Origin of the sequence: Paenibacillus castaneae (assembly GCF_002884445.1) — a bacterium.
GTDB classification, from domain to species: Bacteria; Bacillota; Bacilli; order Paenibacillales; family Paenibacillaceae; genus Pristimantibacillus; species Pristimantibacillus castaneae.
The window spans coordinates 6,071,607-6,088,002 of record NZ_KZ614144.1 but is presented as its reverse complement, the minus strand read 5'-3'; the positions used below and the strand labels follow the sequence as shown (position 1 = coordinate 6,088,002).

The 16,396-nt window shown below is 46.2% G+C and carries 13 protein-coding genes; 6 read left to right on the top strand and 7 right to left on the bottom strand.

Annotated elements, in window-relative coordinates; genetic code table 11:
• Positions 1-52 precede the first annotated feature (52 nt).
• The 4 genes from CEF13_RS27360 to CEF13_RS27345 all read right to left on the bottom strand — a co-directional run bounded on the left by CEF13_RS27360 (position 53) and on the right by CEF13_RS27345 (position 3,464).
• Positions 53-403, bottom strand: a complete 351-nt coding sequence (locus CEF13_RS27360) for a VOC family protein (RefSeq protein WP_102715798.1) — start codon at positions 401-403, stop codon at positions 53-55.
• A 16-nt stretch (positions 404-419) separates the two neighbouring features.
• Positions 420-980, bottom strand: coding sequence for an NADPH-dependent FMN reductase (locus CEF13_RS27355; protein ID WP_102716592.1), 561 nt, complete (start codon positions 978-980; stop codon positions 420-422).
• A gap of 151 nt (positions 981-1,131) precedes the next feature.
• Positions 1,132-1,785 carry a response regulator gene (locus tag CEF13_RS27350; protein ID WP_102715796.1) on the bottom strand — a complete coding sequence of 218 codons (654 nt, stop codon included), beginning with the start codon at positions 1,783-1,785 and terminating at the stop codon, positions 1,132-1,134.
• Positions 1,782-3,464, bottom strand: a complete 1,683-nt coding sequence (locus CEF13_RS27345; RefSeq protein WP_102715794.1) for a GAF domain-containing sensor histidine kinase — start codon at positions 3,462-3,464, stop codon at positions 1,782-1,784. The genes CEF13_RS27350 and CEF13_RS27345 overlap by 4 nt, the downstream gene beginning before the upstream one ends.
• Positions 3,465-3,813: 349 nt before the next feature.
• Here CEF13_RS27345 and serS point away from each other — a divergent pair, with 349 nt between their 5' ends.
• Entirely contained in the window at positions 3,814-5,100 is a 1,287-nt protein-coding gene (gene serS, locus CEF13_RS27340) for a serine--tRNA ligase (RefSeq protein ID WP_102715792.1), read from the top strand.
• Between the two features lie 139 nt (positions 5,101-5,239).
• Here the strand turns inward: serS and CEF13_RS27335 are convergent, their stop codons facing one another.
• Entirely contained in the window at positions 5,240-7,039 is a 1,800-nt protein-coding gene (locus CEF13_RS27335) for an ABC transporter ATP-binding protein (protein ID WP_102715790.1), read from the bottom strand.
• A 133-nt stretch (positions 7,040-7,172) separates the two neighbouring features.
• On the opposite strand from CEF13_RS27335, the gene CEF13_RS27330 reads away from it, so the two are divergent.
• Entirely contained in the window at positions 7,173-7,916 is a 744-nt protein-coding gene (locus CEF13_RS27330) for an HAD family hydrolase (RefSeq protein WP_166742924.1), read from the top strand.
• Positions 7,917-7,977: 61 nt separating this feature from the next.
• Here CEF13_RS27330 and CEF13_RS27325 read toward each other — a convergent pair whose 3' ends face one another.
• Positions 7,978-8,397, bottom strand: a complete 420-nt coding sequence (locus CEF13_RS27325; RefSeq protein ID WP_102715786.1) for a DUF1284 domain-containing protein — start codon at positions 8,395-8,397, stop codon at positions 7,978-7,980.
• Between the two features lie 105 nt (positions 8,398-8,502).
• Complete coding sequence (locus CEF13_RS27320; RefSeq protein WP_102715784.1) at positions 8,503-10,806, bottom strand: helix-turn-helix domain-containing protein; 2,304 nt, start codon at positions 10,804-10,806, stop codon at positions 8,503-8,505.
• 145 nt (positions 10,807-10,951) lie between these two features.
• Between CEF13_RS27320 and CEF13_RS27315 the strand changes: the two genes are divergently transcribed.
• The 4 genes from CEF13_RS27315 (at position 10,952) to CEF13_RS27300 (ending at position 16,392) form a co-directional block, all read left to right on the top strand.
• A complete protein-coding gene (locus CEF13_RS27315) occupies positions 10,952-12,466 on the top strand; it encodes an extracellular solute-binding protein (RefSeq protein ID WP_243864795.1) in 1,515 nt (504 codons plus the stop codon).
• A gap of 225 nt (positions 12,467-12,691) precedes the next feature.
• On the top strand, positions 12,692-14,251 hold the full coding sequence (locus CEF13_RS27310; protein ID WP_102715782.1) for an extracellular solute-binding protein: 1,560 nt from the start codon (positions 12,692-12,694) through the stop codon (positions 14,249-14,251).
• Positions 14,252-14,344: 93 nt separating this feature from the next.
• Positions 14,345-15,295 (top strand): ABC transporter permease, encoded by a 951-nt coding sequence (locus CEF13_RS27305; protein ID WP_102715780.1) that lies wholly within the window; start codon positions 14,345-14,347, stop codon positions 15,293-15,295.
• A 221-nt stretch (positions 15,296-15,516) separates the two neighbouring features.
• On the top strand, positions 15,517-16,392 hold the full coding sequence (locus CEF13_RS27300) for a carbohydrate ABC transporter permease (protein ID WP_102715778.1): 876 nt from the start codon (positions 15,517-15,519) through the stop codon (positions 16,390-16,392).
• Positions 16,393-16,396 lie beyond the last annotated feature (4 nt).

The following is a 16,396-nucleotide window of genomic DNA, read 5'->3' as shown; positions in this document are numbered from 1 at the left end:
GCGAAAGGCGCTTTAACCAAAGTTGAAGCGCCTTTCGCCCTGCTGAAGCTGCTCAATATTTCTTGATTTCGATGCGATTGCCCTCGGGATCAATGATAGAGCCTATTGTCCCCCAACTAAAATGATGGACCTCAATCGGTATGCCTCGATCTTTCAACTCTTCAATAGTCGCATCGAAGTTCTCAACCTCTATTCGAATAACAGTCGGATTCTGCGCCCTCGTTTTTTCAGCAGCGCTCGCTACTCCGTTGTCCTCGATCATCAAGTAGCCTCCGCCAAAGTCTAATTTCGAAAGACCTTCTTTTCGTTCACGAATACGCAGACCAAGCTTATCGGTATAAAAAGCGACATGCTCCTCATAATTTTCTAAAAACAGAATAAATCCCGTTTCTTTAATGATCATAATGTTAAACCTCCTTCTATTTGTGGGCTGTTGGGCGAACCAGCGCAGCAAGCTCCAGAAAGTTAGCCGTTACCCGTCGGATACGGTTGTCCATTTCATTCCCGCCATCCTCATAGTGAGGAAGCTCATTAACCAGCCAATTGCGCTGCGCGCCGCCGATGGATATCCACTCCGGTGAGTTAATGCCATGCAAATTCCTTACAATTGCTTGCAGCTGTAGAAGCGAACTAGTGCCAACAGCTCCGCCAGAAGAGCTCATAGACAGAACTGCTTTACGATGGAAATGTTCCTTCCCAACGTAGTCCAGCGCATTTTTCAGTACGCCGGATAAGCTGCCATGGTACTCTGGCGTAGCCAATATAATCGCATCGGCTTGCTTCATGGATTGCTTAAATAAGTGTACGGATGCATGGTCATGATCAATGCCATCCGGTGAATAGAAGGGAAGCGGTGTCTGAAATAAATCAAATAGCACAACACTATGTTCTTTTTGCGAAATAAGCTGAGCTACATAAGCAGCCAAACGATTCGTTGTGGAAGCCTCCCGATTGCTTCCGGCAAGGATTGTGATGTTCATCTTAATCTTCCTTTCAAGTTGCGTTTTGTTAGTTTCATCGTACCATTCAAGAAAAGGAATGGCGTCCTCTTTTTGCATGACTTTTATGAATAAGAGCATTCAACCATTGGCTGAATGCTCTACGACTTTAGACTGAAATAGGTTTGATCATTTATTTGTCCAGTCCATGCTTAAGTGCATAAATAGCGGCTTGTGTGCGGTCGGTGATGTCGAGCTTGCTAAGCAGATGGCTGACATGGGTTTTGACCGTTTTCTCAGTAATGAACAGCTCCTCCGCAATACTGCGGTTGCTCATGCCGGCTGCGATGAGCCGCAGCACATCAAGTTCGCGCTTCGTCAGCTCGGGCAGCTTGTCACTAACGGCTGTGGGGCGGGATGGATCGAAATCAGCCAATTGGTTCATCAGCTGCTCGGCGATGTCAGGATGTAGCTCTACTTTCCCTTGATGCACCTTGCGAATAGCACTTGCCAATTCCTCAGGCTCAATATCCTTGAGCAGATAGCCCTTGGCTCCTGCGCGAATGGCCGGAAGCGCATGCTCCTGATCGGAAAAGGAGGTTAATACAATGACCTTTACAAGCGGATATAAGAGCTTTAGCTCCTTCGTGGCCTCAATGCCATTCATGCCTGGCATGTTTAAATCCATTAATACGATATCTGGCTGTAAAGCAGCAACTTGCTGCAGTGTCTCTTCTCCATTAGAAGCCTCGCCGATTAGCAGCATATCCTTTTGGGTGGCTAAGAAGGTCTGTAGGCCTCTGCGCACCATTTTATGATCATCTGCTAAAAGTAATGTTATCGTCATTCCAGTGGGAGCCTCCTTTTCAATTGAGATGGAAGAGGGATGGCGACCTCTACTCTAGTACCTTTGCTGTATGCGCTGGTCAACTGAAAACGGCCGCCGCTGCCTTCCGCACGCTCCCGCATAATCGAGAGACCGAAGGAGCCGCTTGTGGAAGCATCAGTTTTCTCCGCTATACCGCGTCCGAAATCGGTAATGCTAAGTATTACTTCGTGTGCCTTCGCGATGAGCGTCATATCCACTCGAGAAGCGCCAGCATGCTTCGAAACGTTATTCAGTGCTTCCTGGCCTATTCGCCATAATGCATTCTCAATATCGCTTGGCAATGCCAGAACACCGGATAGTTGCATGTTAATATGCAAGCCAAGCCGTGAGCCGTGTTCCTTTAGTGCCGCAGCAATGCCTTGCTCGAGGCCAGCAGGGCGCAGCTGCTTAATGAGGGCGCGCATTTCCTTCAAGGCATCTCGGGACAGGAGCTGCATATCTTGAATGGCTGTTTTTGCGCTGCTTAGATCCGGTTCATCGAGCAAGGATTCGACTCCTTTAGCCGTCATGCTTATTGAGAACAGCAGCTGAGAAACAGAGTCATGCAAGTCGCGAGCTAATCCGTTTCTCTCTTCCATTCGCGCCAATAGCTGGCGATTCTCTTCGAGCCGCACGTTCTCAAACTGAGCAGCAATATGCTCGGCAACAGCTTCCAATACGGTACCGTCTATATGACTAAGGGCGCCTGGCTTCGGATGACCGATAAGGAGCACGCCGCTTTCTGTATGACCGCCGAACATGAATGGAGCTGCCATAGCAGAGTGAAGCGGAGGCAGAATGCCATCAGGCTGTGCATATTCGCTGAGAATGGACAGACTTGAAGCCTCTATTTCTTGAAAGCCATGTGAATGCGCAGCTTCTTCGAGCCATTCAACTTTCTCAGGAGGAATGTATATGCTCGTGGTCAGCATCCGTTCATCGGATTGGATGTTGCGTATTATAAAGCCTTGATCCGAGCGTTGAAACAGCATCGCAACCGGCCAAGCGAAATGCACCTTTACTAGCTTCATAGCAAGCTCTGACAGCTGTCTGCGCGCATCTCCGCCGCTAAGCGTGACGCTCAATGAGCGGCTAAATTCGCCTAATCTTATGTAGAGCTCCGCTCTCCGCTGCTCAGCTTCATGAAGCCGCATCCGCTCGACGGCAATGCCGATTTGCAAGGCTACCGCTTCAAGCAAGGCCAGCTCCTCGTTTGAGAAATGCTCCTTGCCGAAAGCTCCGACATTCATGACGCCAAGTTTCCGATCCCCAATGCGAAGCGGCACGGTTGCGTGATGCGTAAATCCGCAGGTTTCGCCTGTTTTTAGGTTCCGCGCATCTTCCAACCGCTTGCAGCTTAATATATTAACGGCATTTTTTAACCGGTCATGTCGAAAGCGGTCGAGACACCAACAGGAGCCGCATTGCATCAGCTGCTTGTCTCCATACAGCAAAGCAGGCGGCAAATTTCGGTCTGCCACACATTCGTATTCATGATAGGGCCCGACAAGAAAAATCCATCCAAAAGAAAGCTCGGTTACCTCAAGCAGTTTTCCCAAAACCGTATCCAGCATATATGTCAAATCATTGGACTGATTTAATGTCTCTGCTATTATTTTGAGCGTGGTCAAATCCTGTACATGAGGCTCATCTGTCATGAATGCCGCACCTCCGATCCGTCATTTCTAGTATCCATATTATTCGTGTAAAAGAGACCGGAAACCTTTTTTTAACATCCTGCACTTGTATATGATCTGTTGAATACGTTATAATACTAAAAATAATATTCGGATCACGCCTAGGAAGAGAATCCAACTCGGAGGCGTTCTCGTCAAGGGGAATACGCTTCCCCCTAAGTTTACCGGGCCCGCCCGTTACCGCGGAACAAAGAGGATTAAACAGCCCGTCTGTTTAATCAATTTGGGTGGCACCGCGAGTGAAAACGCTCCTCGTCCCATAGGGATGAGGGCGTTTTTTGTGTTCTTACGAGAAAAGGAGCGCGGTGTCATGCTGGATATGAAATGGATTAAACAAAATCATGAGCGGGTTCAAACGGCAGCCAATCATAAGGGAATTGACTTATCGATTGCGGAGCTTATGGAGCGGGACGAGGAGAAGAAACGTTTTTTGCAGGAAACGGAGGCATTAAGGGAAACTCGAAATAAGCTGTCGTATCACATTGGCACGCTCGTTAAGCAAGGCGCTCATGCTGATGCGGAGCTGACGAAGGGTCAGGTCAAGGAAATTAATGAGAGGCTAAGCGTGGTGGAGGCTGAATTAGCAGCTGCCGAACGGGAAGTCATGAAACTGCTCGCTCTTGTCCCTAATGTCGTGTCGCCAGACACGCCTTTTGGTCGCTCGGATGCGGACAATGTGGAAATCAAGCGTGTAGGCGAGGCCACTCACTTCGGTTTTGAGCAGAAGGATCATATGGCGCTGGGCGAGCTTCACGATCTGATCGATACGCAGCGCGGAGTGAAGGCCGCAGGTACCCGCAACTATTACTTGAAGGGAGCAGGCGTCCTGCTCCACCGGGCTGTACAGCAGCTGGCCATTGATTTGCTTATGCAAAAAGGCTTTACGCTGCTTGAGGTGCCTTTAATGGTTCGAACGGATGCAATGCGAAATACCGGTTTTTTCCCGCTTGGCGAGGATCAAACCTATCAGCTCACCGAAGCTGACAAATGGCTGGTCGGCACCTCGGAGGTTCCGATGGTTACCTATTACGCGAATGAAATCGTAAACGCGGAACATCCGATCAAGCTTGCTGCCGCATCGGTTTGCTTCCGCAGTGAAGTGGGCTCGGCTGGTCGAGATGTTCATGGCCTATACCGGGTTCACCAGTTCGCTAAGGTGGAGCAGGTTATTCTGTGCAAGGCGGACCCTGAGTTATCGGAAGCTATTTTGCAGGAAATTACGGCGAATGCGGAGGAGCTTCTTCAATGCCTTGAGCTGCCTTATCGCATTATGGCGGTATGTACGGGCGATATGTCGCAGAAAACCTATAAGCAATACGATATTGAAACGTGGATGCCGAGCCGCGGGGCTTATGGAGAGACCCATTCGTCGTCGAATCTGCATGACTTCCAGGCGCGCCGTTCGAATATTCGCTATAGGGATGAGGCTGGCGTACTCAAATACTGTCATACACTGAACAATACAGCAGTAGCCAGTCCGCGCATTCTAATTCCACTCCTCGAGAATCATCAGGAAGAGGATGGATCGATTCGCATTCCGGCCGCATTGCAGCCTTACATGAACGGATTAACTCGTTTGGCGGTTATGGACGAATAGAGAAAGCGGCTGTCTCAAATCTGATGTTCTATCCTCTCCCGCTGGGAGAAGTCAGCAAAAGAAGCAAAACAGCCGAACAGGTGTAGAAACCCTGATCGGCTGTTTTTATTGATAGCGACAAGTTGAGCAGAGGCTCCGCCTATATTGCCTTCACATAGGTATCACCGTTTTGCTTGTCCCAATAGCTGCGGAAACGACCATTAAGGCTGATAAGCTGCTCGATTGTGCCGCTTTCTACTACTTCGCCTTGATCGATAAAAATAATATAATCGGCTTCACGAATGGTGGACAGCCTATGTGCGATAATAATTTTCGTGCAGCTGGATGCCCATTCGCCAAGATCACGTTGGAAGGAGGCTTCCGTATCGACATCAAGCGCAGATGTAGGCTCATCCAATACAAGGAGCGAGGCGTTTCGCAGAATAGCGCGAGCAATCGATAATCGTTGCTTCTGCCCATGAGACAGCTTGATGCCTCGTTCACCGATCTCGGAGTCCAGCCCTAGCGGCAATGCCTCTATAAACTCATAAGACTGTGAGAGCTTGGCCGCACGGATGATTTCCTCGCGAGAGGCACCTGGTTTGCCGACTTCAATATTGTCTGCTACGGTGCCGTCGAAGAGGAAAATATCCTGCGAGACCAGCGCCATGCGCTCGCGTATAGACTGAATGGCATATGCTTCGAGCGGTTTGTCATTCAGTGTAATCATACCTTGCTTGGCATCATAGAAGCGGTACAGCAGCTTAACAATGGTGCTTTTGCCTGCGCCGCTTGGACCGACCAAGGCAAGCGAGCTGCCTGCCGGAATCGAGAAGCTCAGGTTCTGAATCGTTGCTGATTCCTCCACGTACTGAAAACTGACATTATCATAGCGAATAGATGGCGCTTCTGGGGATAGAGGCTCGCCTGTCGTCAAATCCTCTTCCTCCAAATCGAGCACTTCGAACAGGCGCTTGGCTCCAGATATGGAGCGCTGCAAATTGTTTATCGTATCGACCATGACGGTGAACGGTTCAGCAACCTTGTCGAGCAGCGTAATGAAAGCGACAAGTCCGCCGACCCCGATCTCGCCTGAAGCCATTAAGGAGGCTCCTATGCCAATTCCGGCAAGATAACCGGCATGACCAGGCAAATCCTTTACAATCGCGCGAATGGTGCTGATATTAGTTAAGAGAACATTGTAAGCAACGCCATCCCTTTGAATTTTGGCCATTTGATGATCTACCTTGTCTTCCATCTGGTTCGATTTCACTTCTCGAATACCGTGCAGAGTTTCGCCTATGGTGAAGAACACATCGCGTGTGACACGGTTTTGCAGCTCAGCTGCGTGCTTGAAGCGCGTTTTGAGAACGAGGCTGCTTAGCATCTGTATAGGACCGATTGCGATAGCAATTACTCCGAGGAGCGGATGCACCGTTAATAGATAAATACCAACAAAAAGAAATGAAATAGGCAGTGCGATCAGCCTTTGAATATCATAGACGATAAAATTTTTAGCAATCTCCAGCTCATTGTGCATCACATTAACGGAAACGGAGCTATGGTTATTCTCGTGAAAGGATAGAGGCAGCCGCTGCAAATGATTCAGAATTGTACGCCTCATTTCATAAACGACCGATTCGTTGAGCGCTGAGCGAATCCAATTGTTAATGAAGGTGAAAATAAGCTGGAAGATTGCAATACAGGAAAATAGGAGCAAAATATGGGCCAAGGAGCTGCGGGGTACATGGGGGGCTAAATTAAACAGCCAGCGGCTGGTATCGGCAAAAAGCAGCGCCAAAGCTGTCAACAGCAGCTGTGATCCGACTGCAAAGACATAGTACCACTTATACTTTTTGACAATACTTAATAAACTTAGAAATGTAGGATCTTTAAATAAAGAAAAGATAGATTTTCTAGTATTACTTGAAGATATCTCTGATAAGGGTTGAGTGCTCATACAATCCTCCTATTCAATAATGAAAGCGCTGTAATATCTATATTAGCACCTCAAATAGAAGCTTCATAGATATGAAATGACAGGATATAAAAGTATAATATTAGGAGAAATAGGAGAATGGGAGGGAGTTACTTTGCAGCCAAAAGCTATTTTACTAGATTTGGATGATACCATTATTGCTTATGAGCAAGGAATTGATCTGGATGCATGCTGGATGAAGGTATGTCATACGCATTTAGCTGAAACGGATGCTAACAGAATGAGTGAAATCGTAGGTCTTATTAAGAAGCATGCCAAAGAATATTGGAGCGACGCGGATAGGCATCGAATTGGACGTTTAGATTTACCTAAAGCGAGAACGGAAATCGTCCATTCGGTTTTAAAACAAATTAGCTTTGATGATTCAGAGCTAGCAGGCCGGATTGCTGTTGATTATGGTTTAGTGCGAGATGAATTGGCCTTTCTGCATCCCGGTGCTCTTGAAGCAATTGCCTATATCAAGTCGATGGGCATTAAGCTGGCCCTCATTACTAATGGCGCATCAAGCGCGCAAAGAGGGAAGATTAACCGGTTCGAGCTGGCTGATTACTTTGATCATATTTATATAGAAGAAGAGTTTGGAGTCGGCAAGCCGGATCCGAGCATTTATCTCCATGCCGCGAATCAGCTTGGCGCTGCGCCAGAGGAAACGTGGATGGTGGGCGATAATTACCAGTGGGAGGTCATAGCGCCGCAGCAAATCGGAATAAAAGGGGTTTGGATTAATCCCAAAGGAATGGATACCTTGTCGACTTATGAGGTACAGCCTTATCGATCTATCCATTCTCTCAGCGATATTGTACAGCTATTACAAGAGTTAAACGGAGCTAATGGGTGAATGACAGCCGATCATGCTCGCAGCAAATAAATTCAACGTAATAGAGATTTGTGAGTATGAACTACACACTCAACTTCGGCAGCGGACGGCCTTCAACAACAAGTCCGACGCCTTCTTGGCATACCCCATACTTCTCCCAAGGACAAGTGGTGCAAAGCTTGCTGATGTCGGATGGAATCAATCGCTTCGCTACACGGTCACATATTTCCTGCCAGCTGCTTCGCTCATTTACGGTAAGACCAAGCTTCGCCAATACCGCTTCGTCCAGATCGTATACGTTTCCTTCGCAGTGATACGCTTTGTCAGGCGGGTAGGCGCGGCAAACATCATCTGGTCCTGTAATGATCTCAATTTCCGTACCGGGTTCGTTCCGCAGCATTTCGTAGATATTCGTCATATTGACGCAGAAATCCTCAGAGTACCCCATACCACGGTAGCCCAGTAGGCAAAGCAGATGATGCCCTCGTAATGAAATGGTCATTGTGCCTATCACTCCTTATGCTAAAAACGAGATATGTTAACTATATTAGCATAAGGAGTGGTTCACATACAGTCTGTTTTTGCTTCAATACCTACTATTTAATCATTAACCGCTTCGCTTTTTTTCGCGATATTGTCCTGGAGTCGTACCCTCCTGCTTGCGGAAGGATCGAATAAAGTTTTGTGGATTATTATAGCGCAGCTTGCTTGCAATATCCTTGATCGGAATTTCGCTGTCTGCAAGCCATTTCTTCGCCATTTGGAACCGATACATCGACAAGTATTCACTAAAGGAATAATGGGTCTCCTTGCGGAAAACACTGCTTAAATAGTTAGCGTTATAATGAAGGCGCGACGCGCATTCCTCCAGTGTCAGATCCGTATCATAGTGATGCTGCACGAGATCGATTATTTTCTCGGAAATATTTTGATACTGCGCGGCTTGCCGGTCCTTGAATATTTTGATCATCGGATAAACGACCTGCGTCCAGAACCAATCTTCGATTTCTGTCGCGGTGTGAAGCCCCAATAGCTCCTCCAGCAGGGAGCCCTTCATAGGATGAATTTGATTCAAGCTAACCCCCGACTCCTGCATAACAATCAGCAAATTATTCAGCAGCCTAGCAAGTGGAATTTGATATTCCTGAGGAGACAGCTCTGCGGCGAACACTGCCTGCAGAAAGCTCTTCAGCAGCTCCTTGGAATTGTCCTTCTCAGCCAGCTTAATGGCATCCATAAGCTCATTCTCTACATGGGCTGGATAATTCAAATTTAAATAATGTTTGCCTGCATTCACGTTCGCATACTGAATAATGATGCCCTCACCCAGTTTCATGCGATGCTTGAGTGCTTCAAGTCCTTCTCTATAAGCAATGGCAATGGTAGTAACAGAGCTGAAGGGCAAGCTAATGCCAATGCTGACCTGAACATTCAGAATGTTAATGATTTGCTGCTGCAAATGCTCTGTTAAGGCAAACGCCGTTTGATGAAATTCCACAGATTCGCTCTCTGTGCTTCCAATAATCGTCACGATCGTTTGATCCATAATGACCGGAGTCAGCCGCCGATCTGATGGAATAAGCTCCTCTACAATGTTATGAACCGCAAACAACAGAAGCTCTAGATCATCCTTCGAATAGCGGCTGTTATCCAGAAAATCGATCTGCAGCGTAATAGCTGCCATCGTTCTCCATTCCTCCAATTGCGTGCCGTATCCGAATTGAATAAGCTTCTCGGGTATCTCGCTTTGCTTAATGCTTCCCTGGAAGGCCTTCATGAAGAAGAAGGTGCGCACCTGATGAATATGCTGGCTAACCTCTCGCTCAAGCTGCGATTTGGATTGGAAAAGATGTGTAACACGCTCGCCTATTGCTTGAAATTCATTTGTTTTGCGTTTCTGAATGTCCGTCAGCCTCTCACCCATTTGGTTAAGCAGAAGTTGAATAGGCGAATACATGCGGCGTGAGATAATCCATGCAAGCAGCATGGACAGCATAAGCATGAACAGGCAGACGTAAAGCGTGTATGCTCCAATTTTATTCGACTCTTTCGTAATGCTGGCTATAGACGTTGCAGACAAATAAATCCAGTCATTCAAGTCTGAGCGATAATACGTAATAGAATAATTTTCTTGATTAATCATTTCCGTGAACTGGCCGGAGGATTCCGTTAACTGTCCAATCGTTAATCCGCTCTCCTGCACAGGCTTGCCAATGAGCGATTGGTCATGATGCAGCAATATCCGATATTGATCGTCCAGAATCATTATATTGGAATAATGATCCTCCTCCGTTTCAAGCAGATCCTGCAGACTGCAGGTTGGAATGTTAGCCAGTGCCAAGCCGTATTTCTCCAGACCGGCTGCTGGAAGCCTCTTCACCAGGCTGATACTATAGCTGCAAGCAGCAGTTCCAGTCGCTTCCTCCGTATAGAACCAGCTTGAAGGATTCAGCACCCATGATGCGCTTTCTGGCAGCTGTATAAGATTAGCCAGCTCATCATGATATGCATATTGACCGAATGCATATAGGCCTGAGTTTTTTATCATCCAGTTATGCTTATCGTTAATGAGAATAACATCCTCAAGCTTCGTATCAAAAGATTGCATATTTCTAATTTCATTTCTTAAATCGTCGTAAATCATAAATTCATTTACGGTAAGCTGCTGATTCATGGCTCTTTTTAGGACCGATGAGTTGATTACTTGATTTAGCGTGTGGTTGACAGTCGTCAACTTCTGCTCTACATTTGAGTTAATTTGCATGATCAGTTTCATTTGTCCGGCGTTAACATTTTTCTGGATTTCATTGGATGATGTAACGTAGGAGAAAGCACCAATGAAAATCACCGGGAGCGTGCTGAGCAGAATTCCGAAGATCATCATCTTGCTTAGAAATGTTAAAGACCGCAAAGCAACCATCACCTTAGTTAGAATGAGATAATCATTACGTTTATTTTAGTAAACGCATACATTTCGAGCAATAATCATCTATGCCGCAGATAATCATTTCATTAGATTATGGCCAATGATACGGGATAACACAAGGAGGATTTCCATGAGTAATGATCGATTGCACGTGATCCGCTGTCATAGCTTCATTTATATTCTACTTGCACTCCTTCTCTTATGCACCTCCTGCTCGAGCATGCCGTTCGCAAGCAAGGAAAATAGTGAGGATCAAAGACCGATCATATCGATCATGGCTCCCTTGCATTTTCCACATCCGCCAAGCGACGAAATGATCAAGCAAATTGAAAATCTGACCCATACGAAGCTGGATATTAATTGGGTGCCGGATGGTATTTACACCGATAAGATGAACACGGCGCTTTCTACGAATTCACTGAAGAAAGCGACCTTTGTGAAACATACCGATTATATTTTTGTGAAGAATGCAATCCGCTCGGGCTCTTTCTGGGAAATTGGCCCGTATTTGGAGCAGTTTCCGAATCTTCATCATTTGAATGCTGATATTTTGGGACAAGCAGCAGTGGATGGACGTATTTATGGACTTTACACGGAACGTCCCTCTTCCAGACAAGGGATTATATTAAGAGAGGATTGGCTTGATAATCTAGGTTTAGACAAACCGGGAACAATTGAAGAGCTGTATGAGGTCATAAGGATGTTCACATTAAATGACCCCGATCGCAATGGTCAGAAGGATACCGTTGGACTGGCCGACCGGAATGATCTCGTATTTGGCGCTTTCAAGACGATCAGCTCTTATTTCGGTACGCCGAATAATTGGGGAATCGTCAATAATAAGGTGGTTCCGGAATTTGAGACGCAGCCTTATGTGGATACGATGAATTTCATGAAGCGGTTGTATGATGAGCAGTTGATGAACAATGATTTTGCGGTTACGAGCAAAGAAATGCAGCGGGATAAAGTGATCCGCGGCACAGCCGGTGTCTATATCGGGAGCATGACTGACATTCAGCGTCTGTCAGGCGAGGCGAAGCAAATCAATCCGGAAGCGCGGTTTACGTTAGTGAATCGTATTCTAGGACCGGATGGCTACCATGTCTGGTCGATTCCGAATTATAACGGTCTATATCTATTTTCCAAAAAAGCGATTCGAACGGAAAAGGAGCTGCTCGAGCAGCTTGCTTTCTTCGATCGCACGATGGATAAGGATGTTGCCAATCTTATGCGGTATGGTGTGGAAGGCAAGCATTACAAGCTAGTGGATCAGAAGGTGCAGCTGCCCGAGGAGACATCACAGATGCGCGTGAACGAGGTCAATGCTCTTTATACCCTCATGATTGCTGATCTGAGCAACCCTAATTTGTATAAGGTTGCAGAGCAGGAAACGATGTGGGAGCTGGCGGAGCGTCTTAGTGCGGATAATGATAAATTCATTATGAAGGACCCTACGATCGGATTGGAATCGAAGACGTATGACGAGAAGAGCATGGAGCTGTACAAAATCATTTCGGATGCGACCTACAAATATATTTTGGGTCAAATTAATTTAGACGGCTTCTATCAGGAGGTTGACCGCTGGAAACGGAGCGGAGGGAACTCGATGATTAGCGAATATACAGACGCTTATTTTTTGAAATAGTTTGCTAATGAATAATGGTCACAAGCCGTGGGGAGCTCAAGCTGAGCTTCGCACGGCTTTTTTATGCCATTTTTACCCGATGTGTCATCTAAGAAGGCGATAATCATTAGCTCAGATACGCAGCAGAACGGCTTGAATCGGTATAAATGATTGTATCGGCACTCAGATCGGCGGTGGTAGCTTATAGGTGTACCAACCAAAACGATATATGGAGGTCAAAGCTTTATGAAGAAAAAATCGTTTTCGATTCTGATGGGTTTAGTACTGACATTCACTTTACTGCTCTCCGCATGTTCAGGGGGTAACAACGGTGCAAAAAATAAAACGACACCAGCACCTAACAATGAGAGCGGGGCAAAGACAGAAGAGACAGCAAAACCGGCAGAACCGGAGAAGCCAACGGAAATTACGATTATGCTTCCTCTAAACATCGCAGAGACACCGCCAGACACTATAAAAAATGAGATTGAGAAGCTGACGAATACGAAGCTGACTTATCAATTTTTCCCGGCAGATACGTATGAAGAGAAGCTGAATGCTTCATTCGCAACGGGTTCGCTGCCTAAGGTTACTTATTTGAAGAATCAAGCCACCTTCGTGCAAATGAAGGAAGCTATTCGTGACGGTCAATTCTGGGAGATCGGCCCTTACTTAAGCGAGTTCTCGAATCTAGGCAAGATGAAAGAAGAGATTCTTAACAATACGAAGGTCGACGGCAAGCTTTACTCCCTCTACATCGGCAGACCGCTTGCCCGCCAAGGGATGATTTATCGGAAGGACTGGGCCGATAAGCTCGGTATCAGCGCACCTGCTAATGTAGATGAATTGTTTGCCATGATTGAGAAATTTACGACTGGCGATCCAGACGGCAACGGACAGCCGGACACAGTAGGTTTAGCTGATCGCAACGATTTGGTATACGGTGCATTCAAAACGATTGCTTCTTGGTTTGCTACGCCGAATAACTGGGGTGAGAGAGATGGCCAGCTCGTGCCAGACTTCACAACTCCAGAGTATATGGCATCGATGGACTATATGAAGAAGATTCGTGACGCGAAAGCGATGAACGTTGATTTCTTGGCTACAAGCAAAACAGATCAAGTTAACATGTTCACAAGCGGCAAGGCGGGTGTTTACATCGGCTCGATGCAGGATGTGGACTCACTTGTGAAGGACCTTGTTAAAAACGTTCCAACAGCAGTAGTAGATACGCACAGTATGGTGGCGGGTCCAAACGGACAAGTAACGAACTGGGCAATTCCTGGCTACAACAACGTCGTATTGTTCCCTAAATCCGCTATTAAAGATGAAGCGGAGCTGAAGAAAGTTCTCGCGTTCATGGATAAGATGATGACCCCTGAGGTAGCAAACATGATGTTCTGGGGCATTGAAGGCACGCACTATACAGTGGTAGACGGCAAAGCGAAGCCGTCAGCAGACAAAGAGCTGACAGAGCGCGAAGTAAAAGGGTTCAAGGACAGTGTGATCGGCGAGGCAGAAACGAATGGCATGTATGAATCACTGAATGAGCTTCCTGCACGTATTCATGCGGAAGAGCTCATTATAGAGAATGAGAAGATTGCCATTGCTGACCCTACTGCTGCTCTTGATTCGGCTACTTACACGGAGAAGGGCACGGAGCTTCAAGAACTTATTAAAGATGCAACATACAAATACATTTATGGTTCGATCGATAAAGCGGGCTTTGATAAAGCAATTGAGAACTGGAAGTCGCGCGGCGGCTCCAAAATCATTGAAGAGTACAATGCAGCTTACAAGAAATAACCGATAGTCAATTGGAATAGCTATAGCGATGTCGAAGAGGCTGCTGGAGTACTATAGCAGCCTCTCAACCTCCAGTGGAAAGGAAGAACCAATATGCAGGAAACGGTTATTCAGCAGACAAGGGTACCTCAGCCTAGAACAAGCGAGCTTAAGAAACGTCTTTGGAGAAACAAATGGCTCTACGTCATGCTGTTGCCGGGTGTTTTATACTTTCTTATTTTTAAATATATTCCAATGCTCGGTCTTGCTATCGCCTTTCAGGACTATAAGCCTTTCAAAGGAATAGGCGGCAGTGATTGGGTAGGCTTTAAACACTTCGAGAGACTGTTTACTGAGCCCGACTTTTTGAACATTTTGACGAATACTTTATTGTTATTTGGGATGAATTTGCTGTTCTATTTCCCGGTTCCGATTATATTAGCGCTAATGCTTAACGAAGTGCGATTGTCATTTTTCAAAAAAACGTTTCAGACGCTTGTGTATTTGCCCCATTTTATGTCATGGGTCATTATCGTGTCGATCAGCTTCGTTATGCTGACATCTGACGGCGGTATTGTTAATGAATTGCTTGTGTATTTTGGATTCGAAAAAATCAATTTCCTGCTCAGCCCCGAGTGGTTCAGACCAACGTATATCATTCAGGTCATATGGCGGGAAGCTGGTTGGGGAACGATTATATATTTGGCGGCTATCGCCTCGGTAGATCCTGGTCAATATGAAGCGGCGCGCATGGACGGAGCCGGACGGCTAAGACAGGTATGGCATATCACATTGCCTGCGATCCGCAGCGTCATTATTATTTTGCTCATTCTCAAAATCGGCGATGTGCTGGAGCTTGGCTTCGAGCATGTGTACTTGATGCTTAATTCCATGAACCGCGAAGTGGCCGAGATCATCGACACTTACGTATATACAGCGGGATTAAGGCAAGGTAAATTCAGCTACAGTACTGCGATCGGATTCTTCAAATCGGTCATTGGACTCGTACTCGTTATATCAGCCAATAAGCTTGCGAAGAAAATGGGCGAAGAAGGCGTTTATTAATAACGAGGCTTACGAAGTCAGTTTTTCTTCGAAAAACTTAAAAGATTACGCTTACGAAGTCAGTTTTTCTTCGAAAAACTTAAAGGTTTACGCTTACGATGCTAGTTTTTCTTCGAAAAACTTAAAAGATTACGCTTACGAAGTCAGTTTTTCTTCGAAAAACTTAAAGGTTTACGCTTACGATGCTAGTTTTTCTTCGAAAAACTTTAGGAGGAATCAACATGGTAGAGGATAAAACACTTAGCGGCCGATTATTCTCGATTGTGAACTTCACACTGCTGGCTATTATCGCGCTCGTTACGGTGCTCCCTTTCCTGCATGTCGTTGCGGGATCGTTTACGACTAGCGCTGAAATGGCAATGAAGAAGTTCATACTCGTTCCAACGATTTGGAGCTTTGATGCGTATAAATTTATTTTTTCCACCAATACCATTTTCCGGGCCATGGGGGTTTCAGCCGGAGTTACGTTGATTGGTACGTTGTTCAGCATGCTCACCACGGCTCTGATGGCTTATGGCTTATCGCGAAGAGATCTTGATGGTCGCAAAGGCATTATGTTTCTCGTTGTTTTCACGATGCTGTTCAGCGGCGGATTAATTCCTACGTTTCTCGTCGTGCGGGAGATGGGCTTGATCGACAGCTATTTGGCACTCATTATTCCGTCTTCAATTAGTGCATTCAATCTCATTATATTAAAAAACTTTTTTCAGAATATTCCTGAAGGTCTTGAGGAATCAGCGAAGATTGATGGCTGCACCGACTTTGGCATACTGTTCCGAATTGTACTGCCTCTCTCCATGCCGGCAATCGCGACGATCTCTTTATTCTACGCGGTAACTTACTGGAACACGTATTTAAGTGCGATTCTTTATTTGAATGACAGCGCAAAATGGCCCATTCAGGTGCTGCTCCGTCAAATTGTCGTATTAGCAAGTGGTCTCGATTATAGCTCTAATTTGGATGCCTCAGTGCCGCCACCGGATCAAACGGTAAAGATGGCAGTTATCGTAGTTGCGACAATGCCGATTTTGCTCATTTATCCATTCTTGCAAAAGCATTTCGCCAAAGGAGCTTTGCTTGGATCGGTTAAAGGGTAAGTTC

Excerpts from the sequence above, each read along its gene's own strand:
- CEF13_RS27360 (WP_102715798.1), bottom strand. The coding sequence starts at position 403 with ATGATCATTAAAGAAACGGGATTTATTCTGTTTTTAGAAAATTATGAG.
- CEF13_RS27355 (WP_102716592.1), bottom strand. The coding sequence starts at position 980 with ATGAACATCACAATCCTTGCCGGAAGCAATCGGGAGGCTTCCACAACG.
- CEF13_RS27350 (WP_102715796.1), bottom strand. The coding sequence starts at position 1,785 with ATGACGATAACATTACTTTTAGCAGATGATCATAAAATGGTGCGCAGA.
- CEF13_RS27345 (WP_102715794.1), bottom strand. The coding sequence starts at position 3,464 with ATGACAGATGAGCCTCATGTACAGGATTTGACCACGCTCAAAATAATA.
- serS (WP_102715792.1), top strand. The coding sequence starts at position 3,814 with ATGCTGGATATGAAATGGATTAAACAAAATCATGAGCGGGTTCAAACG.
- CEF13_RS27335 (WP_102715790.1), bottom strand. The coding sequence starts at position 7,039 with ATGAGCACTCAACCCTTATCAGAGATATCTTCAAGTAATACTAGAAAA.
- CEF13_RS27325 (WP_102715786.1), bottom strand. The coding sequence starts at position 8,397 with ATGACCATTTCATTACGAGGGCATCATCTGCTTTGCCTACTGGGCTAC.
- CEF13_RS27315 (WP_243864795.1), top strand. The coding sequence starts at position 10,952 with ATGAGTAATGATCGATTGCACGTGATCCGCTGTCATAGCTTCATTTAT.
- CEF13_RS27310 (WP_102715782.1), top strand. The coding sequence starts at position 12,692 with ATGAAGAAAAAATCGTTTTCGATTCTGATGGGTTTAGTACTGACATTC.
- CEF13_RS27305 (WP_102715780.1), top strand. The coding sequence starts at position 14,345 with ATGCAGGAAACGGTTATTCAGCAGACAAGGGTACCTCAGCCTAGAACA.
- CEF13_RS27300 (WP_102715778.1), top strand. The coding sequence starts at position 15,517 with ATGGTAGAGGATAAAACACTTAGCGGCCGATTATTCTCGATTGTGAAC.